At 63.6% G+C, this 19,623-nt stretch carries 22 protein-coding genes and 1 pseudogene; 18 read left to right on the top strand and 5 right to left on the bottom strand.

Going from position 1 to position 19,623, the window contains the following annotated elements:
• Positions 1 to 149: 149 nt before the first annotated feature.
• Positions 150 to 1,094 (top strand): toprim domain-containing protein, encoded by a 945-nt coding sequence (locus MKK51_RS21955; RefSeq protein WP_243980926.1) that lies wholly within the window; start codon positions 150 to 152, stop codon positions 1,092 to 1,094.
• Between the two features lie 711 nt (positions 1,095 to 1,805).
• Here the strand turns inward: MKK51_RS21955 and MKK51_RS27645 are convergent.
• Positions 1,806 to 1,949 (bottom strand): annotated as a pseudogene (locus tag MKK51_RS27645) (IS1595 family transposase); the annotation flags it as partial.
• Positions 1,950 to 2,488: 539 nt separating this feature from the next.
• Between MKK51_RS27645 and MKK51_RS21950 the strand changes: the two are divergent.
• Both MKK51_RS21950 and MKK51_RS21945 read left to right on the top strand, forming a co-directional pair.
• Complete coding sequence (locus MKK51_RS21950) at positions 2,489 to 3,007, top strand: transcription termination/antitermination protein NusG (RefSeq protein ID WP_243980924.1); 519 nt, start codon at positions 2,489 to 2,491, stop codon at positions 3,005 to 3,007.
• Between the two features lie 345 nt (positions 3,008 to 3,352).
• Positions 3,353 to 4,447 carry a serine hydrolase domain-containing protein gene (locus tag MKK51_RS21945; RefSeq protein WP_243980922.1) on the top strand — a complete coding sequence of 365 codons (1,095 nt, stop codon included), beginning with the start codon at positions 3,353 to 3,355 and terminating at the stop codon, positions 4,445 to 4,447.
• A 91-nt stretch (positions 4,448 to 4,538) separates the two neighbouring features.
• On the opposite strand, the gene MKK51_RS21940 is transcribed toward MKK51_RS21945, so the two are convergent.
• Complete coding sequence (locus tag MKK51_RS21940; RefSeq protein WP_243980920.1) at positions 4,539 to 5,069, bottom strand: hypothetical protein; 531 nt, start codon at positions 5,067 to 5,069, stop codon at positions 4,539 to 4,541.
• A gap of 73 nt (positions 5,070 to 5,142) precedes the next feature.
• The gene (locus tag MKK51_RS21935) at positions 5,143 to 5,799 is read right to left on the bottom strand and encodes a YoaK family protein (protein WP_243980919.1); all 657 of its coding nucleotides are present in this window, start codon (positions 5,797 to 5,799) and stop codon (positions 5,143 to 5,145) included.
• Positions 5,800 to 6,021: 222 nt separating this feature from the next.
• Here MKK51_RS21935 and MKK51_RS21930 point away from each other — a divergent pair, with 222 nt between their 5' ends.
• Positions 6,022 to 6,654 carry a hypothetical protein gene (locus MKK51_RS21930; protein WP_243980917.1) on the top strand — a complete coding sequence of 211 codons (633 nt, stop codon included), beginning with the start codon at positions 6,022 to 6,024 and terminating at the stop codon, positions 6,652 to 6,654.
• Positions 6,655 to 7,412: 758 nt separating this feature from the next.
• Here MKK51_RS21930 and MKK51_RS21925 read toward each other — a convergent pair.
• Positions 7,413 to 8,027, bottom strand: a complete 615-nt coding sequence (locus MKK51_RS21925) for a BRCT domain-containing protein (RefSeq protein ID WP_243980915.1) — start codon at positions 8,025 to 8,027, stop codon at positions 7,413 to 7,415.
• Positions 8,028 to 8,329: 302 nt separating this feature from the next.
• On the opposite strand from MKK51_RS21925, the gene MKK51_RS21920 reads away from it, so the two are divergent.
• From MKK51_RS21920 to MKK51_RS21855, 14 genes are all read left to right on the top strand, one after another.
• Entirely contained in the window at positions 8,330 to 8,968 is a 639-nt protein-coding gene (locus tag MKK51_RS21920) for a hypothetical protein (RefSeq protein WP_243980913.1), read from the top strand.
• 58 nt (positions 8,969 to 9,026) lie between these two features.
• Positions 9,027 to 10,994, top strand: coding sequence for a phage terminase large subunit family protein (locus MKK51_RS21915; RefSeq protein WP_243980911.1), 1,968 nt, complete (start codon positions 9,027 to 9,029; stop codon positions 10,992 to 10,994).
• 3 nt (positions 10,995 to 10,997) lie between these two features.
• Positions 10,998 to 11,246 (top strand): phage head-tail joining protein, encoded by a 249-nt coding sequence (locus MKK51_RS21910; protein WP_243980902.1) that lies wholly within the window; start codon positions 10,998 to 11,000, stop codon positions 11,244 to 11,246.
• Positions 11,246 to 12,775 carry a phage portal protein gene (locus MKK51_RS21905; protein WP_243980935.1) on the top strand — a complete coding sequence of 510 codons (1,530 nt, stop codon included), beginning with the start codon at positions 11,246 to 11,248 and terminating at the stop codon, positions 12,773 to 12,775. The genes MKK51_RS21910 and MKK51_RS21905 overlap by 1 nt, the downstream gene beginning before the upstream one ends.
• Entirely contained in the window at positions 12,772 to 13,671 is a 900-nt protein-coding gene (locus tag MKK51_RS21900) for a S49 family peptidase (RefSeq protein ID WP_243980900.1), read from the top strand. The genes MKK51_RS21905 and MKK51_RS21900 overlap by 4 nt, the downstream gene beginning before the upstream one ends.
• Positions 13,672 to 13,832: 161 nt before the next feature.
• The gene (locus MKK51_RS21895; protein ID WP_243980899.1) at positions 13,833 to 14,324 is read left to right on the top strand and encodes a hypothetical protein; all 492 of its coding nucleotides are present in this window, start codon (positions 13,833 to 13,835) and stop codon (positions 14,322 to 14,324) included.
• 2 nt (positions 14,325 to 14,326) lie between these two features.
• Positions 14,327 to 14,707: a head decoration protein gene (locus tag MKK51_RS21890; RefSeq protein ID WP_243980897.1), complete on the top strand. Its 381-nt coding sequence runs from the start codon at positions 14,327 to 14,329 to the stop codon at positions 14,705 to 14,707.
• A 4-nt stretch (positions 14,708 to 14,711) separates the two neighbouring features.
• Positions 14,712 to 15,764 (top strand): major capsid protein, encoded by a 1,053-nt coding sequence (locus MKK51_RS21885; protein WP_243980895.1) that lies wholly within the window; start codon positions 14,712 to 14,714, stop codon positions 15,762 to 15,764.
• An 11-nt stretch (positions 15,765 to 15,775) separates the two neighbouring features.
• The gene (locus MKK51_RS21880) at positions 15,776 to 16,048 is read left to right on the top strand and encodes a hypothetical protein (protein ID WP_243980893.1); all 273 of its coding nucleotides are present in this window, start codon (positions 15,776 to 15,778) and stop codon (positions 16,046 to 16,048) included.
• Complete coding sequence (locus MKK51_RS21875; RefSeq protein ID WP_243980891.1) at positions 16,048 to 16,416, top strand: hypothetical protein; 369 nt, start codon at positions 16,048 to 16,050, stop codon at positions 16,414 to 16,416. Before MKK51_RS21880 ends, MKK51_RS21875 begins: the two co-directional genes overlap by 1 nt.
• Positions 16,413 to 17,078, top strand: coding sequence for a DUF6441 family protein (locus tag MKK51_RS21870; protein WP_243980889.1), 666 nt, complete (start codon positions 16,413 to 16,415; stop codon positions 17,076 to 17,078). Before MKK51_RS21875 ends, MKK51_RS21870 begins: the two co-directional genes overlap by 4 nt.
• Complete coding sequence (locus MKK51_RS21865) at positions 17,078 to 17,512, top strand: hypothetical protein (RefSeq protein ID WP_243980888.1); 435 nt, start codon at positions 17,078 to 17,080, stop codon at positions 17,510 to 17,512. Before MKK51_RS21870 ends, MKK51_RS21865 begins: the two co-directional genes overlap by 1 nt.
• Before the next feature lie 20 nt (positions 17,513 to 17,532).
• Positions 17,533 to 18,480 (top strand): phage tail tube protein, encoded by a 948-nt coding sequence (locus MKK51_RS21860; protein WP_243980886.1) that lies wholly within the window; start codon positions 17,533 to 17,535, stop codon positions 18,478 to 18,480.
• A gap of 43 nt (positions 18,481 to 18,523) precedes the next feature.
• Positions 18,524 to 18,913, top strand: coding sequence for a hypothetical protein (locus MKK51_RS21855; protein ID WP_243980884.1), 390 nt, complete (start codon positions 18,524 to 18,526; stop codon positions 18,911 to 18,913).
• Positions 18,914 to 19,223: 310 nt separating this feature from the next.
• On the opposite strand, the gene MKK51_RS21850 is transcribed toward MKK51_RS21855, so the two are convergent.
• Positions 19,224 to 19,619 (bottom strand): hypothetical protein, encoded by a 396-nt coding sequence (locus tag MKK51_RS21850; protein WP_243980882.1) that lies wholly within the window; start codon positions 19,617 to 19,619, stop codon positions 19,224 to 19,226.
• Positions 19,620 to 19,623: the final 4 nt, after the last annotated feature.

Raw genomic sequence — 19,623 nt, 5'->3', positions numbered from 1 at the left:
GGAGGGATGGGCGGCACACAAGTTCCGCGAGCTGACGGGTGTATGGCCCGACCGCTACCACAACGCCCCGCTGGTTGAGCCACAGCCGTTCCTGCTGAACTGGATCAGATCGCGCCAGATCGCCTACGCGAAGGCCAAGGGGGGCAGCAATGCGCAAGCCTCTCGCTGAGCGAGCCCGTGGCCGGTGGCGGAACCTCCTGCCCCTAGTCGGCGTGGACAGCCGGTTCCTGTCGGGCAAGCAGGGCCCCTGCCCTATGTGCGATGGGAAGACACGCTTCCGGTTCGATGACCTTGAAGGCCGCGGCACCTGGATCTGCAACGCATGCGGAGCCGGTGACGGTGCCGAACTGGCGATGCGGGTCCTTGGGCTGGATTTCCGGGCGCTGGCCAAGCGGATCGATCCCCTCCTCGGCGAGGCAGCTCAACGCCCGGTCAAGCCAACCCGGTCGCAGGATGACTGCCGGCGGAGCATGAACGACCTATGGCGGACCTCGCACGCGGTCACATGCGACGATCCCGTGGGGCGATACCTGTTCCGCCGGGTCGGCCTGACGAACGTGCCGGCCTGCCTGCGATGCGCGGACAGGCTGCGCTACCAGGACGACGTCGTGTCCTACCATCCCGCCATGATCGCCATGGTGATGGGGCACGACGGTATCCCCGCCACCCTGCATCGGACCTACCTCGCCCCCGGCGGGACGAAGGCCGATGTCGAGGTGCCGCGGCGGCTGATGCCCGGAACGATACCGGACGGCGCCGCGATCCGGTTGTTCGACCCTGCGCCGGTGCTGGGCATCGCCGAGGGCATCGAGACCGCCTTTGCCGCCGCCTCGCTGTTCGGCGTGCCGTGCTGGGCCGCGGTGAGCAGCACCATGCTCGCCAAGTGGATACCGCCCGAGGACGTCCGCGAGATCATCGTGTTTGGGGACAGCGATCAGAAATTCGCCGGACAGGCCTCCGCCTACAGCTTGGCGCACCGCCTTGCAATGAAGGGTTGGCCCGTGCGCGTTGAGCTACCTGCTCTCGCCGGAGCAGATTGGAACGACGTTCTGTTGCGGAAGGCCGATTTTCCGCGCGGCTTGATCGCGAGGTAATGCGCATGAAACCGGCCTTCCGGAGCAAATGCACCAAGCCAGCGCCGCGACCCATTTTAGCTCACTGCTGCGGCGTTTTGAGCGCCCACGCACAGACGCTTGGCTCGGATTTTCCGCTTTCCGACATTCATGGGTGATTATATGCTCATTCGGACGTTGGGGCTGGTGGAATGTCCGAGATTTCCGAACTTCAGGTTCATGAGCGAGCGCAACAAAGTTTCGAGCGCGATCATCCTGGGCGGGTTTGGCGCCAGTTGCCACCGCAAGGTAAAGGCTCTCATAAAGACGGAGGTTACGCTAGCTTGTTTGAGCGACAGGCATACCTCCTTAAAGCACGCCACCAACTGCTTATAGAAAATGGTTCTGCATCACAAAGTCAAGATCCATCGCAGTATGGATCTTTATCGGCTTTCGATAGATAGTTATTTGATGTTCAATTCGCTTAGATTTGGGCGGCGTTAGATAACCCGCGCTTCTCCTGGCTTAAGTCCCATCCGTTCAACGGATCGAGCGCCAAGCGAGCCGACATAGCGTGGCGTAGGACCTTTTGGCTCTTGAATCGCGGCTACCTCGATCGCTTCGCCCATCGTGCGAGCCAGGATCGCATAAATCCGATCCGTCTCGTTTGGCTGGCGAACTGCGATTAGGAAGGCGAAATAAGAGGGCTTTTTGGGCATAGCCGCGCAGATGCCAGAATGTCGCGGCCGCGTGAAGGGCCGAGAGGCCCTTCACAGCGTTCACGAGGATGGCGGCGACAGCACAAAGGCTCGTGAAGGCCAGCTTGCGCGAGGCGAAAATGGTCCCGCTGGTGACGCTGAACTGCTTGCCGCAGCCCGTGCACTTGAAGCGACGCCCTTGAGAGAGGCCGCCGGTGTCCCGAACCGATGGTCCTAACGGTCTGGCAAAAGCTGGACGTCAACGCTCGAGCTCAGATCCTGAAGGCCAAACGGGCCGCGCCGCGTTCTGCTCTGGCCAAGATTCGATGGGGCACTGTATTGCCTGGAATGGGCGTTGTAGTTTTAAATTTCCCCGCTCGAGCCACAACCATAGGGGTTTAAGGGTTTGTTTTAACCAACGCGTGGGAACTGTCTAAACGTACTTCAGGCAGTTTAGGGGTTAGTGGCCGAAACAAAACCCTATAAACCACTACTGTTAGAGAGCCGGAGGCCCACGTCGAGCCTTGGCCCACCCAAAATGAAAGGGACACGCTTATGGCTCGCCGGGATAAGAAGCAGCGTCAGAGGGATCGCAACAGGCGCAGGCAGGAGCGACGGCTCGCGAGCGCCATGAACCCCGCAGCGTCGCTCATCTCGAAACCGGAGGAGGCCGTTGGGCAAGCTCCATTCGACATCGACCCTGCCCTCTCCTGGCATGTTGTCCGGATGGCACCTCGAATGAAGGATGTGGCCCTGAGGGCTATCACCCTATCCCAGGCGGTCACATTCCAGCCTTGCACGATGGAGGTCGTCACCCGACGAGGCCGACGCATAGACACTTTGCGTCCAACGCTGGCACGAACCGTCTTCATCGGCGTTGAGGATGCGGCGCAGCTCGAAACGGTTCGGCGCGAGTTCGAGCCTGACCCCTCCTCCCCGCCTGTTGCCGAAGTGGTTTGCTACATGACTGACGACACGAGCCTGAAAGGCAACATTGCCGGGCAGGTGCTCAAGCCAGCGCGCCTTGATCCCGTGGCCCTTCAAGGGTTCGCCAACAACGTCTTTAAGAACACGAAGCCTGCGCCCATCACCTTCGCGATAGGACAGCGAGTTATCGTCACCGACGGCCCATTCTTCAGTCTGCCGGCCGAGATCGAGGAGGTGATCCTGGAAAGGGGCAAGGTGCGGGTTTCAGTTTCCATGTTCAGTGCACCGGTTCCTGTGGAGTTAAGCCTTGCGCAAATCCAGGTGGTGTGACATTTTCAAGATCTGACAGCCGCCGCTTACCTCCGCCCTGCTATGGGCGTCGTCAGTTGAGCCGCGACGGAGACGGGTCAGACCGCTTCTCCACTTTGGAGGCTGGTCCCGCAAAGCTGACCCCATTGGGGTACTACTTGGCCCTTAGAAAGGGCAGTCAGCTTTCTCTTCGGCGTAGCGAAGCGCTGCCCTGTGGTCGGCAAGCTTCAAGAGTGAAGGTCATTCCCCTTTGCTCCAGTGCTTCCCGGCCGATTAAAATCTGGGAGATGCACGTTGCGGACAAACTCGCGATGGTACAGCCTGCGACTGTGAGAGCATCACGAGCAAACGCAGGGGGCGATGATCATGGCAGATCCAAACACATCCACATTCTCGCCGCAGCCGCAAATTGACGCTTTGATGATCGAGTTCATGGAGAACTATGGAGTGCCGGGCGGAGCACTCAGCTTTCGGCGCGGCGGTACCTTGCTGTACGAAGCAGGGTACGGCTTTGCCGACCAAAACCTCAATGTCGTGACGACGACGAGTCTCTTCCGGATCGCGAGCGACACCAAAGCCATAACCGCGGCAGCGATCTTCCTCTTAATGGAAAGAGGCAAGCTGGCGCTCAATTCCACGGTTTTCGATACGAATGGTCTGCTGTCGCAATTTAGCGGGTTCGGGTCACCCAGCGGTTGGGTTCCGCTGATCACCGTCCATGAACTCCTTACGCATACGTCGGGAGGTTGGCCCAACGATGCCAATGACCCCATGTTTCAAAAGCCGGAGCTATCGACAGATGAGCTGATCATATGGGCGCTCCAGACCTACCCGCTCCAGAATCCACCCGGTAGCAGCTACGCCTACTCCAACTTCGGTTACTGCGTTCTGGGACGGATCATCGAAGAAATCACCGGCCAGACCTATGAGGCCTTTGTTCAAGACAACGTTCTGTCGCCCATTGGCATCACCGACATGATGATCGGCGCCATCGCCCCTCAGCCCAACGAAGTCCACTACTTCATGCCGGATGGGCAGGATCAGAATGAGCCGTATTCCTTCAACATCACGCGCATGGCAGCGCACGGTGGCTGGATTGCCAGTGCCGGCGACCAAGCGCAATTCATGGCGGGCCTGTTTGGGGCGCTGGATGACGAAGGTTCGAGCGTCATCCTCACGCGGAGCAGCCTCGAACTACTTTTGAGTTGCACGTCCGCCAGTATCGCCTCGCCGTCGGGGGCATACGGTTGCGGGCTGGCTTTCAATAACGGAGGCAATGCTTGGCATACAGGCAGCCTGCCGGGCACCACCTCAATCCAGGTGCACACAGGCACTGGTATGACCTGGGGTGCCGTTCTGAACATCAGAAATGAAGACAACGACAACGCCTTGGCGACCGCGCTCGACAACATGCTTTGGGCAATGGCCAGAACCGTCTCCTCGTGGAACGTTGACGGCTGATCAGCTTCGCCTTGGAACCTTAGATACCCGCAGGGCCATTTCCTCACCTCGCCGGTGGCGAAGCTTAAGAAAAACGGGTGGCAGCAAGTTCTCACAGACCTTCGGGATGCGAAGAAAGCCAGTCGGCCCATTTTTGCTTCAAGAAGGCTACGCGCGTCCAGTCAGATAGGAAGAGGTCAAAGCCGCCATCGTATGGCGCAAAGATCTCCCCCGTGGCCCTAGCCATCCAGACTTCGTTGGCGGTTTTCCATTCGGCAATATCTGTCAGCACCTGGTCGTGTTCGCCCGTGCGCCATTCGATTAAGCTGACGTAGCTGCGCCAAATGCTGAGATCGCCGTCGTCATCATACGTCCACTCTAAAGCAGGTGCAGTTCCGGCCACTTCCTCTCCGGTCCGCGACACGATCATCCAACACGGGGCACCTTCGCCAAGCACTTCAGCCGCAAGAGCATATGCTCGAGCAAGGATCGTCGCACGCTCGGTGGCATCTTCGGCATAGCGCTTGGAGTCGGGAAGCGCATGAAAGCGAACCCAGGGAATCGATCCGGACCTTAGAAGCCATCCTGTTGGCTCTAGGTTGTGATGGAACCGTGACCAGTCCGTCCGGAACTGCTCGTTCATCGTTTCAGGATCAGATTGCATCGTTCGCCCCCGACCATTGAGCCTCACCGCTCACCGTCATTCCTGGCCCCCTTCAGGCGCCGACCCGATGCGCCCTAGCGAATAGCGCGGCCATAGTTGCGAGGCAGGCTGTGAGGCCGGCGGGCAAGATCAAGGCGAAGATACCGATGGTGCCGTAGACAGCGGCTCCACCAATGGCTCCGATCAATAGGGCCAACCAGACCGCGGCATCGCCAACCCAGCCCAGGGGCGGCCCCGTCTTAGTGAAGGCGGCGGCAATCTTCTGACCAAGGCTGAACAGCGCCCCAGTGACGAAGGTCGTTCCGGCTCGAAAGCCTTGCACTGAGCCAAGAACGGCGTTCTGCGCACCCATGGCCAAAGCCAGGAAGAACGACACCAGACCTAGATCGGGCAATTGCAGCCCGAGGGCGAACGCTCCGAAGACGAGAATGGCCTCGTAGGTCAGGACGATCGTCGTCTTCCAGGGCGCAGGCGTGACGATGGACAAGCCACTGGCAATGGTCGACCCGAGGAGGAACGTGGCGATCAAGACGGCTGGCCTTACGATGCCGTCCACCGCACCGTGAGAGATCGACACCCCCATCTGCGTGGTGTTGCCGCTCATGAACGATGTGTACAGCCCGGTGAGCTGGATGAACCCTATCGCGTCGATGTAGCCGGCCAGCCCGGTGAGCAGCAGGCCGAAGGTAAGTTGCGACGGTCGGTTCATGTGGCAGGCCTTAGCGATGGCGCAGGGGATCAGGTTCTCTCTACCACCTCGCCATCGCCGATCTCACAAGCCCTCATGCTCATCGTCTGAAGGTCCACGGTTCAAATCCGAGCGGTGCCACCATCATCAACCAGAGGCCTGCAGATCGTCGATCGGGGACGTGAGTCGCTTTGACTCAACCGGTGGAGAGACAGGATCGCTCTCGTTCGGTTAAGATGGGCCATGGATGCGACCTATCACCTGAACGGCGGCTTCAAGCCGACAGCGAAACGCTTCGCGGACCTTGACGGTCCAGACTTTTTCCCGACCCCAGCCTGGGCAACTCATGCACTAATCGACAATGAAAAGTTTGTCGGTGACGTTTGGGAAAGTGCGTGCGGCGATGGCGCTATGTCCCGCGTGCTGGAGACGGCGAACAGGTCCGTAATTAGCTCTGATCTGTTCGACAGGGGTTACGGCGAGGCAGGCGAAGACTTTTTGTCCCCCAGGCGAAGGGCGGACAACATCGTTACAAACCCGCCGTACAACGCTGCGGAGGGATTTGTTAGGAGCGGGGTCGAGGCTTCCAAGCGAAAGTTCGCTTTGCTGCTACGGTTGGCATTCCTTGAGGGAGCCAACCGAGCCAGTACGATTTTTGCTGTTCATCCGCCAAGTCGGGTCTGGGTTTTCAGTGAGCGGATCACCTTCTACCCATCGGGCGCGGTGCAAAAGGGTAGCGGAACTACTGCTTACGCATGGTTCGTTTGGGACAAAGATGCGCTCGGTGGGACCGAGTTGAAATGGTTCAAGCCTGGCTACAAAGCCAGATACTCCTCAGGGAGACAGGCCGAGATGCTTGGCACCGCTAGCAGTTAGGCGATAGTTGCCGCGTGATGGGCGTTCAACATAACCTTCTGCGATGACGTTACCCGGCGTCGCACTGTGAGATTTCAGATTGCGAACGCGCTGTTCCCACATCGCTTCGCCCACTCGTGTCCCTGACGGCTCATGATCTTCAGTCGTTAGCGCTATGTGCGCGGGCAGTCTTTTGATGATCACGCGCATTGTAGATTGGTACCCTGGTCGGGTCGCCAAAAAGCGCATCACTGCGCGGCCCAACTCGGGTTCGGACGTTTTTGCCATTTCAGCGTTCCTCCTAACGCTTAGTTGCAGAAACATCGCTGCTGAGTCGAGTCCTCGCCGCTCGTCCGTCAATTTGCCGCTGAGGCGGTAGTTACTTCGGTGGCGACGCAAGGAGCGCTTTGCCAATTGCTTCTTGCGTCTGGGTGCTAAGAAGGAATGAAAGCCATCCGTATCCAGGGTGGCGGAAAATTAGTTCAAAGCCTTGATCTCCCTGACTCCTCATCACCACTGCGGGATGTGGTGTACATACAACCCGAGCGTTGGGCTCAAGTTCGGGGTTAACCGTGTCTGGAAGCCCTGACCGAAGCTGGCCTAAAAGCTGGATGAGATCATCCAATTCGGGCGCCGTTAGAGCAGTCTCCAATACTTCTTGGCCCGCGCGAGAAACCGTCAGGCCAATACTTTTACCCAGGTGTTTCCATCGTACCGTGATGGGTGTTGGCTCATCGGTGTCCATAAAATTGTCCTCTGTTTCAGTGGCGGCCAGCGCGCTAACGACCGTTCATCTGTTCAACCCAGTGTGCTTCGCCAACGATGTTGATTGGCTTGCCCTTGGTTCGCAGGTCGACGGCTTTTTCGATCTTCCGCCCAAACGAGGACTGCTTCCAGCTTTCGGTCGCATAGGCGCCGACCACAAGATAGCGGGTTGCTGCGGTCAGGCTTCCTGGAACCGCGCCGAGCGCCAGCGCCGCTTCCTCGCAATGCCTCCTCTGGCCGAACGCAAACGTGCCTGTGAAGCAGATGAGCGAGCCGTGGAAGACCATGGAAGGAAAGGGATTGCAGAGAGGTAGGCTGGTCGATTTCGTCAGTTCGCCTTTCTCGAAGTCGCCGCCAGCAAATGCGGACAACGTCGACATCAAGTCTTTGGCTTCGTCTTCATCAACGATGCCATCGGCGAGCACCTCGTTCACTCGATCTCGAAGCAGCCGAACGACCGGGTTCGACGTGACATTCACGCGGGCCTCAAGCCACTTCTGAAGGTATTCGACTTCCGCCTGAGATACGCTGCCATCGGCGATAATACCGTGGGCGATGCCGATGACTTCGGCGACTTGGCGATCGTCGATACGCTCAGCGCCGACGCGGTTGTAGAAGGCATCAGTCATCACGGTCTGCTCCTCTAGCCGTCGCTATGCTGCGACTTTGGCGCGAGTAGCGCCGACCCCTCAACCGATCAGCAACCACCACTTCCGTCAAGATCAGGATGCTGGCGATGGCCCGGTTCACCACCCTCAAGCCTCGCCTCGAAACCGCACCCCTGATGTTGCCAACGCTTAGTTGATGGGACGTCCGTCCTAGGTGCCGAGGGACCCTGGCGCCTCCAACCCTATACGGGTGGTCGGGGCCCCCAATGTTCCTAGCGCCAGGGTCCAAAAACCCGGTAACAGGGTAACAGGTAACAGCCGGGATGAGCGACGACAGGCACCTTAGCCAAGCCGATTTCGCCCGTCGGCGAGGGGTATCCCGCAAGGCCGTAACTGCGTGGAAACAGAAGGGCTTGCTGGTAGTTTCTGATGCAGGTTTGATCGACGTTGAAGCGTCGGAATGGAACCTGGATCAGCGCCCTGCGAGCTACCGAGGCGGTGTTACCCATCGGCCCATCCGGGCCGTTACCGGTAACACTTCGGCGCGCGAGCCGACGGCGCCAGCGAAGCCCAAGCCCGACACCTGGCAGAAGCTCGGCGATGCGATGCCGAGACCGGCAGCGCTTCCGGACGGCGACGAGGCCGAGGACATCGGCCCGCTCGACCCGACGAACCTACCGCTGCCGGAGGCGATCCGGCGCAAGGAGAATTTCCTGGGCCTTCAGCGCAAGCAGGAGGTCGAGAAGAACGACAAGAAGCTCGTCGATCGCGAGGCGGCCGAGAAGCTGTTCTTCGACACCGCTCGTGATTACCGCGACGCCTGGCAGTCCTGGCCGGCGCGGGTCGCGGTGGTGATGGCGGATGAGCTGAAGGTCGACCCCCGTGCGCTGACGACGATCCTGAACGCGCATGTCAAACAGCATCTCTCCGAGCTCGGAGAACCCTCGGCCGAGTTCGCTTGATACCGACAGCCTCGCAAGGTCATGGAGGAAGGGGGCAACCCCGACCCCGAACCTAGATGTGGTCCAGTGGGCCGAGCGCTATCGCAGGCTGAGCAAGGAATCGTCGAACGGCGGTCGCTTCATCGTCTCCCGGGTCGAGGTGGCCCGCGGCCCGATGCTCGCGGCGACGGAGCCGGGCGTCAGCGTCATCACCTTGATGGCATGTACGCAGCTCCTCAAAACAACCGTGATCGAGAACATCCTCGGTCGGTTCATGCACATCGATCCGTGCCCGATCCTCGTGGTTCAGCCCAAGGACGACGCGGCCGAGACCTTCTCGAAGGACCGGCTGGCCCCGATGATCCGGGACACGGCGGTCCTGCGGGAGATCTTCGGGGACTCGAAGTCTCGGGACGCCGGCGCGACCCTGACGCACAAGCAGTTCCCGGGTGGACACATCACCCTCGTCGGCTCGAACAGCCCGACCAACCTCGCGATGCGGCCGATCCGGCTGCTCACCTGTGACGAGATCGACAAATATCCGCTCTCCGCCGGTGGCGAAGGCTCGCCCATCGACCTCGCCGAGGAGCGCCAGGCCGAGTTCAAGGCCAACAGTCTGTCGGTGCGGGCCTGTTCGCCCACGGTGGCGGGCCGCAGCGCAATCGAAGCCTCCTATGAGGAGAGTGACCAGCGTAAGGCGTTTGTCGAATGCCCTGGTTGTCACGGCTGGCACCCTCTCGAATGGGAGCAGGTCCGCTTCGACAAGGATGCGGACGGCAAAATCCGGGCGGAGAGCGCGCGCTACGAGTGCGTAGCCTGCGAGCATCCGATGACAGAGCCCCAGCGGCTCGTCGCGCTGCGCAAAATCGAGTGGCGGCAGACCCGCTCGTTCACCTGCTGCGGCGAAAACCAGTCTCCGGAGCGCTGGGCGCCCGAGGCCTACGGGGTCCGAAGGGCCCTGTGCATCCATTGCGGCACCGAGGCGGTGCCGAACGATCATGCTGGGTTCCAGGCGTCGAAGCTTTACGCCCCGAAGCAGACCATTCGCGAGACGGTGGCGAAATTCGCCCGCGCGCTACGGCGGGGACCGGAGGCCTTGCGGACCTTCTTCAACACGCAGCTTGCCAGGACTTGGAAGGAAGGCGCTGACGCGCCGGACTGGCAAGATGTCTACACCCGCAAGGGTCGATACCGCAGCGGGACGGTGCCTTTCGGGGGGCTGATCCTATTCGGCGGCGTCGACGTTCAGAAAGACCGCCTTGAGGCGAGCATCTGGGCCTTCGGACGCAACCGCGAGCGCTGGCTCATCGAACACCGGGTGCTCCCGGGCGACACCAACCGGGCTGAGGTCTGGAACGACCTCGAAGCCCTGTTCTCGGAGACGTGGCCGCACGAGGGCGGCGCGGACATGGCAGTTCGGGACTGGGGAGTGGATTCCAGCGGCTTCACCGCCGAGGTCTACGCCTTCGTGCGGCGCCAGGCAGGCCGCCCGGTCCATGCCGTCGATGGTCAGGACAGCTACGCAGCGGCCTTCCTCGGCGTCGGCGCGAAGGATGCGACCCCGGCCGGCAAAAAGCTGCGCCGCGGCCTGAAAACGATCCGGGTCGGGGCCTCGTTCGCCAAGCAAGAGCTGATGGGGTGTCTGTCCCTGCAGCGCCCGCCAGACGGCAGGCCCTTTCCGGCCGGTTTCGTCCACCTGCCGGAGGATGTGACCGAGGACCAGGTGAAGCAGCTGACGGCCGAGGAGCTCGTCACGCATGTCACCCGGGGCCGGACGCGTCGCGAGTGGGTTCCGATCGGCGGACGGCGCAACGAGGTGCTCGACTGCGCCAACTATGCCCGCGGGCTCGCCGCCATGCGCGGCTGGGACCGGTGGCGCGAGGTGCATTGGCGGGATCTGGAGGCTTCGCTCGGCGTCGAGCGGGGCGGGGTCATCGTCCCGACCGAGATTGAGCAACCGACAGTCGCCGCCGGCTCGCTAGCGGCCCGGAACCTTCAGCGCGCCGCCGGCCGCCGCAGCAAGGTCCGAAGCAGAACGACGAGGTAGCGAATGGCCGACGACCTCGACAAGCAGATTGCCGCTTTGCGCAAGCAGATCGCGGACATCGATCGGACGATGGCGAGCGGCGTCGAGCGCGTGGAAAGCGCCGATACCGGAAGCGTGGGCTATCGCGACTACAGCGACATGCGCCTCATTCGCTCGGACCTGCTGGCGCGTCTCCAGGCCCTGATGGGCCCGGCCGCCGGTGCTCCACGCCGCACCCGTCAGATCGTCACGACGAGCCGTAGCGGGTGGTGATGGATCTCTCCGGAGAAGACGTCGCCGTCGCGCGCGAGAGCCAGCCCTACGACGTCGCCAACGGCGCCGGCCGCCGGTCGCGTTCATGGCGCGTAGGCAGCTACGGGCCGAACTCGGCGATCGTCTATGCGCTCGACGAGCTACGCCGGAAGTCGCGCGACCAGGCGAGGAAGAACCCCTATGCCGGCGCGGCCGTCGACCGGCTCGTCACAAACATTATCGGCACCGGCATCGTGCCGCGCTCCATGGCGGCGCGGTCCGTTGAAGGACTGTCGAAGGCCGCCGCGAAGAAGCGGAAAGCCGAGGACGCCGCCTTCCGGGCGCAGATCCAGAAGCTGTTCCTCGCCTGGACGGATGAGGCCGACAGCATCGGCGCGCACGACTTCTACGGCCTGCAGGCCCTCGCTGTTCGGGGCATGGTCGAGGGCGGTGAGACCTTCACCCGCCTGCGCACCCGACGCCCCGAGGATGGGCTTACGGTTCCACTGCAGCTGCAGCTGCTCGAGGGCGACCACTGCCCGCATCTGAAGACCGATGCGACCAACCGCATTCGCCAGGGTATTCAGTACGACGCCATCGGCAAGCGGACCGGATACTGGCTCTATCGCGAGCACCCGGGCGACGGTGTGATGGCGACCGGCTTCGGTGAGCCCGTCGAAGTCCCGGCCACGGACATCTGCCACCTCTACCGCGCGATGCGGCCCGGGCAGGATCGCGGAGAGCCTTGGCTCGCGCGGGCGCTGCGCACCCTCTACGACCTCGACGGCTATCTCGATGCCGAGCTGATCCGGAAGAAGAACGCTGCCCGCCTCGTTGGCTTCGTGAAGCGGGTGCTCGCCGATGGGCAAGAGGGGCCGCTCGGCACCGATCCCGGCGATGATGATGGCGTGGCCACCCTCGACTTCGAGCCCGGCACCATTCAGGTGCTGGCAGACGGCGAGGACATGACCTTCAGCGATCCAAAGGACGTCGGGCCCAACTTCGAGATGTTCGTGCGCGAGTCGAAGCGCAGCGTCGCGGCGGCCTGCGGGCTCCTCTACGAGATCCTGAGCGGCGACTACAGCCAGCTGAACGACCGCACCTTGCGCGCCGCGCTCAACGACTTCCGCCGCGCCGTCGAGCAGTGGCAGCATCATCTGGTCGTGTTCCAGCTGTGCCGGCCGATCTGGATCCGGTGGATCGACCTCGCGCTGCTCTCCGGTGTGCTCCGCCTGCCTGAAGGGATGACCCGGCAGGACGCCTACGCCGTCAACTGGATCCCGCAGGCGTGGCCGTACATCCACCCCGTCCAGGACGTCCAGGGCAAGACGATGGAGATCCAGGCCGGTCTCTCGACCCGCACCCGCAAGGTTGCCGAGGGCGGCTATGACTCGGAGACCGTGGACGCCGAGCAGGCCGGTGACAATGAGCGGGCCGACAGTCTGGGCCTGACCTACACCAGCGACGGTCGGCAGAAGTCCGCACCTGCGACAGCGACCGACGACGGTCCGAACGCCCCCAACCCGCCACCGACACAGGAGCCGGAATGACTCGCGCCCTGCATGCGCTGACGGGTGAGCCCTGGGCTATCCGTCCCGACTATCTCCACTTCATGGCGAGTCTCGCCACCCTTGACCGGGTCGAACGCGCCGATCGCCGTTCCCTTGAGGGCGATGCCTGGTTCCGCCAGGACCTCGCCGCTACCATCGGCGGCCAGCCGCGCCGCCTCGACGGAGCCCGCTACGCCATGGCGACCGCCGACGGCGTCGCGGTCATCCCGATCACCGGCCCGATCTTCCCGCGCGCCAATCTCATGACCGAGATGTCCGGCGGCGTGTCGGCGGCAATGCTCGCCAATGACCTGCGGGTGGCACAGTCCCACCCCGATATCGGCGCGATCATGCTGCTGGTGGACTCGCCCGGCGGATCTCCGACCGGCATCAACGGCCTCGCCGACCAGATCTACTCGACCCGCGGCCGCAAGCGCGTGATCGCCCACGTCTCGGGCTCCGCCGCCTCGGCGGCGTACTGGATCGCCTCGTCGGCGGGTGAGATCACCACCGAGAAGACCGGCATCCTCGGCTCGATCGGCGTGGTGGCTGGCATCTCCAAGCAGGTCGAGCCCGACGCGTCCGGTTCGATCGCCATCGAGATCGTCTCGTCGAACGCTCCGAACAAGCGCCCGGACCCGCAGGCCGAGGACGGTGTGGCGGAGATCCGCTCGCTCCTTGACAGCATCGAGACGCAGTTCATCGCCGACGTCGCTCGCGGTCGCGGCATCACGGCCTCGAAGGTCAAGGAATCCTTCGGCGGCGGCGGCGTGAAGGTCGGCGCTCAGGCGGTTGCCGCCGGCATGGCCGACCGCGTCCAGAGCTACGAGCGCACCTATTCAGAATTGGCCCGCACGGCGTCGAACGAGCGCCAGGCGAGAGCCGCGCGGCGGTAGCCGCGGATCATCCACGGCGAGAGCCGGGACACGGGCGCTTCGGCGCTCTCCTCACCACCCTGGAGAATGGAATGTCTGGCGATCTCGCTGGCCTTCGTCGCGACCGCACGAAGGCATCCGACCGTATGAACGAACTTGCGACCGCAGCCCGCGGCCGCTCGATGACCGACGACGAGCAGCGCGACTTCGACGCTGCCGCGTCGCAGGTCACCACCCTCGACGCCAAGATCGCGACGGCCGAGGCCGAGAAGGACCGCACCTCGACCACCTCGATCGACCGCACCGACGCCTCGCAGATCGCGCGGCTCTGTGTCGAAGGCGGCGTGCCGAATATGGCCGCAACCCTCCTCGCCGAGGGCGTGTCCCTCGAGGACGCCAAGAAGCGGATCGGCGCGGCCGGCGAAGCTCAGAAGCTCGTCGCGCTCGCCCGCCGCAAGGACGCGAGCATCCCCGAGGACCTCTCTGCCACCATGCTCGCCGACGGCAAGTCGGTCGAGCAGGTCCGGGCGGCCCTCTTCGACAAGCTCGTCGCCGGTGAGGAGAAGACCTCGATCTCCTCCCACGTCCCCGCCGCCATTCCGGCCGGCCCCACCGCATCCGCCAACAGCATGGAGCGTGAGCTCAAGCGCGCTGGCCTGAAGAAGGACGCCTGATCATGGCCCTGCTCGAAACCGCTCAGGTTGGCTCCGACTGGCTCAAGGTCGAAGACGCCAGCTACCGCAGCCGCGATACCGCCATCATCGCCTCCGGCGCCGGCAAGCTGAAGACCGGCACCGTGCTTGCTCTGGTGACCGCCACCGGGAAGTACGTCCCGGCCGCCGCCACCGGCGCCGACGGCTCGCAGACCGCGACCGCCGTCCTCTTTACCGCCGTCGACGCCACCAGCGCCGACCAGAAGGCCGTGATCGTCTCGCGACATGCCGTCGTGAGCCACAACGGCTTGACCTACGGCCCCACCATCAACGATGCGGCGAAGCGCGCAGCGGCCAACGGCCAGCTGAAGGCGGCGGGCATCATCGTGCGCGAAGGAGCGTAAGCCGATGCCCATCCTCGACATCTTCAACCAGGACGCGTTCTCGGCGGCCTCGCTGACCGGCAGCATCTCCATGGTGCCGAACGCCTATGGCCGGATCAACCAGCTCGGACTGTTCACCGCCGAGCCCATCGCGACCACGTCCGTCATCGTTCTCATCGAGAACGGCGTGCTCAACCTGCTGCCGACCCGTCCGCGCGGTGGTCCGGCCTCGCTCGGCACCCGCGGGAAGCAGAAGCCCGTGTCGTTCGTGGTTCCGCACATCCCGCACGAGGACAGCGTCCTCGCCACGGACGTGCAGAACATGCTGGCGCTCACCAGTGACGGCGGCGTCGGCCTCGAAAGCGTGCTCGGCTTCCTGAACCGGAAGCTGATCACGATGCGGCGCAAGCACGCGATCACGCTCGAGAACCTGCGCATGGGTGCCGTGAAGGGCATCATCCGCGACTCCGATGGAAGCGTGCTCCTCAACCTGTTCACCGCCTTCGGCGTCACCGAGCAGGTCGTCGACTTCGTCCTCGGCACCGCCAGCACCGACGTGCTCGGTAAGTGCCAGGACGTCACCGCCTACATGGAGGACAACCTCCTCGGTGAGACGATGACGGGCGTGCATGCGCTGTGCTCTCCGGAGTGGTTCCGGAAGTTCACCACGCACGCCACCGTCAAGGAGGCTTTCAAGTACTACCAGTCGGGCCCGCAGATCCTCCGCGAGGACGTCCGCAAGGGCTTCACCTTCGGCGGCATCACCTTCGAGGAGTACCGCGGCAGCGCGTCCTTCATGCAGGAGGACGGCACCACCAGTGTGCCGCAGCGCTTCATCCCGGCCGGCGACGTGCGGTTCATCCCGCTCGGCACCACCGACACCTTCACCAACTTCTGGGCTCCCCCGGACTTCTGGGGAAGCGTCAACCAGGCGCCCGGCGGCGCCGACTCCGAGGTGTTCGTGGCCCCGCTCGAGCCGAAGAAGTTCGGCAAGGGCATGGACATCCACACCGAGTCCAACCCGCTCCCGCTCGTGAAGCGCCCCGCGCTTCTCGTGCGCGGCACCACCTCGAACTGACGGAGGGCGTCATGCGACTGCGCGAGAAGGGCAAGAAGGACGTCGTCACCCTGGGCTGGGACGAGGCTCAGGCCGCGCTCCTGGCCGGCACGCACGAGGTCGTCAACGACGACGACACCGGCGGTGCCATCTCCGGCGAGCAGGGCCCCGAGCCCGACGGCAACGAGGACGGCCTCGACGGCAAGTCGAAGGCCGACCTCGAAACTCTCGCCAAGGAGAAGGGCGTCGACATCTCGGCGGCCCGGACCAAGGCCGACATCATCACGGCGCTGCGCGCGGCGTGATGGACGCGTTCGCAATGGGCGTCGATGCCATCTTCGACGACCCGAACCTTGCGATCGATGCGATCTGGCGCGCGGGCGGCAGCTCCGATGGGGTCTCCGTCCGCGTGATCAGGAAGGCGCCCGAGGCCGTCGTCGGTCTCGCCGGCAATCAGTTCGACCTCGACGCCATGCTGATCGACATCCGCCTCTCCGAGGTCGCTGTGCCGGCGAAGGGCGATGCGGTCGACCTCCTCGACGACGATGGCGAACTCGCCGAGACGCTACTCGTCATCGGCATGGGCAAGATCGACACCCGGCGGCTCGTCCGCACTTGCGAGGTGTCGGCCGTTCAGCCCGACGACCCGGACGAGGACCCGGACGAGCCGTGAGATACCGGGCCACCGTCCCCGACATCCGCCAGGCGCTGTCCGGCGCGGAGGTCCAGATCGCCAAGTCAGTGACGACGGCGATGAAGCAGGTCACCGACGGCCTGAAGCAGGATCTACGCGACGACGTCACGGAGGCCGGCCTCGGCCAGCGCCTCGCGAACACCTGGCGCGGTCAGACCTTTCCGAAGACCGGTGAAAGCGTCGATGCCGCCGCCTACGTCAGCACCAACGCTCCGAAGCTGATCGACGCCTTCGACCGCGGCGTGACCATCGTTGCCAGCGGTCGGAAGTACCTCGCCATTCCGACGCCCGAAGCCGGCGTCCGCCAGATCTCGAAGCGCCGCACGAAGGGCTCGACCGACAACACCCTGAGCCCGGCATCCTGGGAGCGGGAGACGGGCGTCAAGCTGCGATTCATCCCGACCAGAAACGGGGGTGTGCTCGTCGCCGACGCCTTCTACCGCCGACAGGCGCGGCGCTACCAGGGTCGGAAGTCTTTCCGCCCGATCAAGGAGAGCGGGCCCGACAAGGGGCGCCAGTTCGTCGTGATCTTCGTGCTGGTGAAGCAGGTGAAGCTGCGGAAGCGCTTCGACATCGATGCCACCGCAAAACGCTGGGCCGACCGCATCCCGGGCGCCATCGCAGCCAACTGGACGCCCTGATGCCGAGCAAGCGCGAACAGGTGATCCAGGCCGTCGCGGCGCTGGTGAAGGCCGCCCTCCCGAAGGCGGCCCACTACCGCAACGAGGTCAAGCAGCAGACGATTCCGGCCGGCGGCTACGCCAACGTCGACGACGGCGACCCGGGCGAGCCCGACGTGACGCTCAACCCGACCACCTGGATCTACGAGCACGAGATCCCGCTTGAGTTCGCCGCCAACGCGAGCCGGACGGTCTCCGCTGAGGAGCGCCTCGACAAGATGCTGCAGGCGGTCGGCGAGGCCGTCGCCGCCGATCGGACGCTCGGCGGCCTCTGCGACTACGTCGAGGTCCAGGCGGCCGTCACCGAACCCCTTACCGCGGACGGCGCGCCCGTCTCCCGGTCCGCCCTGGTCGGCCTCGTCGTCGTCTACGGCACCACCGATCCCCTGAACTGATCCGACCCGAGGAGACGACCATGGCCCGAGCCCGCGGTGCGAACGCCATCATGACGGCTGCGTTCGAGACTATCCCTGGAACCCCGCCCACGACCGGCTACCGCAAGCTGCCGTTCGTCTCCTCCACTCTGGGCGAGGAGCAGGGGCTGATTCAGTCCGAGCTGCTCGGCTACGGCCGCGAGCCGCTGCCGCCGACGCGCGACGTCATCAACAATGACGGTGACGTCGTCGTGCCGATCGACCTGCGCAACTTCGGCAACTGGCTCCGCCTCTACATGGGCGAGCCCGCCACGACCAACGCCACCGGCGTCTACACCCACGTCTTCACCTCCGGTAAGCGCGACCTCCCCTCGGCGACGATCGAGGTCGGCCTTCCCGAGGTGCCGAGCTACGGCCAGAACTTCGGCGTCCGCGGCAACACCATGCGCGTTCAGATGCAGCGCTCCGGCCTGCTGACGGCGACGCTGGGCCTCATTGCGCAGGGCGAGAACAAGCTGGGCACCTCCGGCTCGGGCACGCCGCTGGAAGCCTCCGTGGAGCGGTTCTCGCCGTTCCAGGGCAGCATCACCCGCAGTGGCATCGCCCTGGCCTCCGTGGTCTCGGCCGAGTTCACCTACTCGAACAACCTCGACAAGGTGGAAGTCATCCGGAACGACGGCCGCATCGAGGACGCCGATCCCGGAATGGTCAGCATGGAGGGATCGATCGTCGTCCGGTTCGCGAACACGGATCTTCTTGCCCAGGCCACCTCGGGAACGCCGGTGGAACTGACTTTCGGATGGGTCACCGACGCATCCCGCTCGCTGATCTTCAAGGCGCACGCCGTCTACTTGCCGCGGGCCAAGACGCCGGTCACCGGCCCCGGCGGCGTCCAGGCCACCTTCTCCTTCCAGGCGGCCAAGGACATGACGCTCGGCAAGTCCGTCACCGCGACGCTGGTGAACAACGTCACCGCCTACACCGGCTGACGCTGCCTCGCCCCGATTCCTCTCGCACCTCCGGTCAGTCCACATGCTGAAGCTGAAACCTGCCGCCACCGACCTCACGTGGCTCGATCTCCTCCCCGGCGTGCGTGTCCGCGTGAAGCCGATCAGCGTCGCCATGGTGCTGATCGGGCGCGACGAGGCGGGCAAGGTATTCATGGAGAACCGAGTGGCTTCGGAGGCCGATGCCGATGCCGGCAACCCCAATGTCGGGACGCATGCCGGTATCGCCCTCGTCCGGTCCCTGGCGCATGCCGGAATCGTCGAGTGGGAAGGTGTCGGAGATGCCAACGGCAACCTCGCCCCGGTCACGCCCGAAAACGTCGACCTGCTCCTCGACGAATGGCGGGCCTACGACGCCGTTGACCGCTTGTATGTCGGCCCGGCTTTGGACCGAGGGGCGGAAAAAAACGCCTGAAGGCCCTCGCCGAGTGGCATTTCGCCGACGAGGGTCAGGAATACTGTGCCGCCTGTAAGGTTCAATGCGAGGCGTGTCCCTACACCGAGAATGCGCCCCAGACCGCTGACGGGATCAGCGCCTGGGCGGTCATCAGGGCATGCGGCGCTCAGGTCCGGTACGGCAAGAACGCGCCCTACGGCCTCGATTACTCCTCGGTGCTCATGATGGCCGATGCGATGGGCGCGATGTCTGCCCTACTGGCCGAGGCGCTACCGGCCATCGAGGCAATCATCATGGGAGCATATCGAGACAGGGCGGCGCGGGAAGACTAGGGAAGGTTTCCGCCAATCACTCCGCGTATTCCTGCTTTCTTCAGGTTTTCACGCTGCATTGGGCACCAGATCGCAGCGCCGTTGGCTTTTATTTGTTCAATTGCTGTTTTCGATCCGTCGTTGAGCGCCTTACTGTAGCTATCAAGACCAAACCGGTCGACAGCTTCTTTGGCAACCCGCTGGGCCCATTTTTGTGCCTCTAATTTATCAACCAAATAAAAGTTTCCGCAGAATATATCCATTGAATTTAGTGCGGCAGCACGATCCCCTAAAACTTTTAGCCTGTTTTCCTGCGATTGAGCAGGAACAGCGAGCAGACCAAAGCACATTGCAAGCGCGATCGTTCTTAGCACAGCGGCTTCCTTCCTTTGGGCGGCATCTGCCGCTCTCATACTT

Source organism: Methylobacterium sp. E-045 (assembly GCF_022829685.1).
GTDB lineage: Bacteria > Pseudomonadota > Alphaproteobacteria > Rhizobiales > Beijerinckiaceae > Methylobacterium.
This window is presented reverse-complemented; position numbering and strand designations above follow the sequence as displayed.

Coding starts and splice junctions, on each gene's coding strand:
- MKK51_RS21885 (WP_243980895.1), top strand. CDS start 14,712: ATGCCCATCCTCGACATCTTCAACCAGGACGCGTTCTCGGCGGCCTCG.
- MKK51_RS21850 (WP_243980882.1), bottom strand. CDS start 19,619: ATGAGAGCGGCAGATGCCGCCCAAAGGAAGGAAGCCGCTGTGCTAAGA.
- MKK51_RS21875 (WP_243980891.1), top strand. CDS start 16,048: ATGGACGCGTTCGCAATGGGCGTCGATGCCATCTTCGACGACCCGAAC.
- MKK51_RS21880 (WP_243980893.1), top strand. CDS start 15,776: ATGCGACTGCGCGAGAAGGGCAAGAAGGACGTCGTCACCCTGGGCTGG.
- MKK51_RS21900 (WP_243980900.1), top strand. CDS start 12,772: ATGACTCGCGCCCTGCATGCGCTGACGGGTGAGCCCTGGGCTATCCGT.
- MKK51_RS21930 (WP_243980917.1), top strand. CDS start 6,022: ATGGATGCGACCTATCACCTGAACGGCGGCTTCAAGCCGACAGCGAAA.
- MKK51_RS21940 (WP_243980920.1), bottom strand. CDS start 5,069: ATGAACGAGCAGTTCCGGACGGACTGGTCACGGTTCCATCACAACCTA.
- MKK51_RS21895 (WP_243980899.1), top strand. CDS start 13,833: ATGACCGACGACGAGCAGCGCGACTTCGACGCTGCCGCGTCGCAGGTC.
- MKK51_RS21945 (WP_243980922.1), top strand. CDS start 3,353: ATGGCAGATCCAAACACATCCACATTCTCGCCGCAGCCGCAAATTGAC.
- MKK51_RS21925 (WP_243980915.1), bottom strand. CDS start 8,027: ATGACTGATGCCTTCTACAACCGCGTCGGCGCTGAGCGTATCGACGAT.
- MKK51_RS21905 (WP_243980935.1), top strand. CDS start 11,246: ATGGATCTCTCCGGAGAAGACGTCGCCGTCGCGCGCGAGAGCCAGCCC.
- MKK51_RS21865 (WP_243980888.1), top strand. CDS start 17,078: ATGCCGAGCAAGCGCGAACAGGTGATCCAGGCCGTCGCGGCGCTGGTG.
- MKK51_RS21950 (WP_243980924.1), top strand. CDS start 2,489: ATGAAGGATGTGGCCCTGAGGGCTATCACCCTATCCCAGGCGGTCACA.
- MKK51_RS21935 (WP_243980919.1), bottom strand. CDS start 5,799: ATGAACCGACCGTCGCAACTTACCTTCGGCCTGCTGCTCACCGGGCTG.
- MKK51_RS21855 (WP_243980884.1), top strand. CDS start 18,524: ATGCTGAAGCTGAAACCTGCCGCCACCGACCTCACGTGGCTCGATCTC.
- MKK51_RS21860 (WP_243980886.1), top strand. CDS start 17,533: ATGGCCCGAGCCCGCGGTGCGAACGCCATCATGACGGCTGCGTTCGAG.
- MKK51_RS21890 (WP_243980897.1), top strand. CDS start 14,327: ATGGCCCTGCTCGAAACCGCTCAGGTTGGCTCCGACTGGCTCAAGGTC.
- MKK51_RS21910 (WP_243980902.1), top strand. CDS start 10,998: ATGGCCGACGACCTCGACAAGCAGATTGCCGCTTTGCGCAAGCAGATC.
- MKK51_RS21955 (WP_243980926.1), top strand. CDS start 150: ATGCGCAAGCCTCTCGCTGAGCGAGCCCGTGGCCGGTGGCGGAACCTC.
- MKK51_RS21920 (WP_243980913.1), top strand. CDS start 8,330: ATGAGCGACGACAGGCACCTTAGCCAAGCCGATTTCGCCCGTCGGCGA.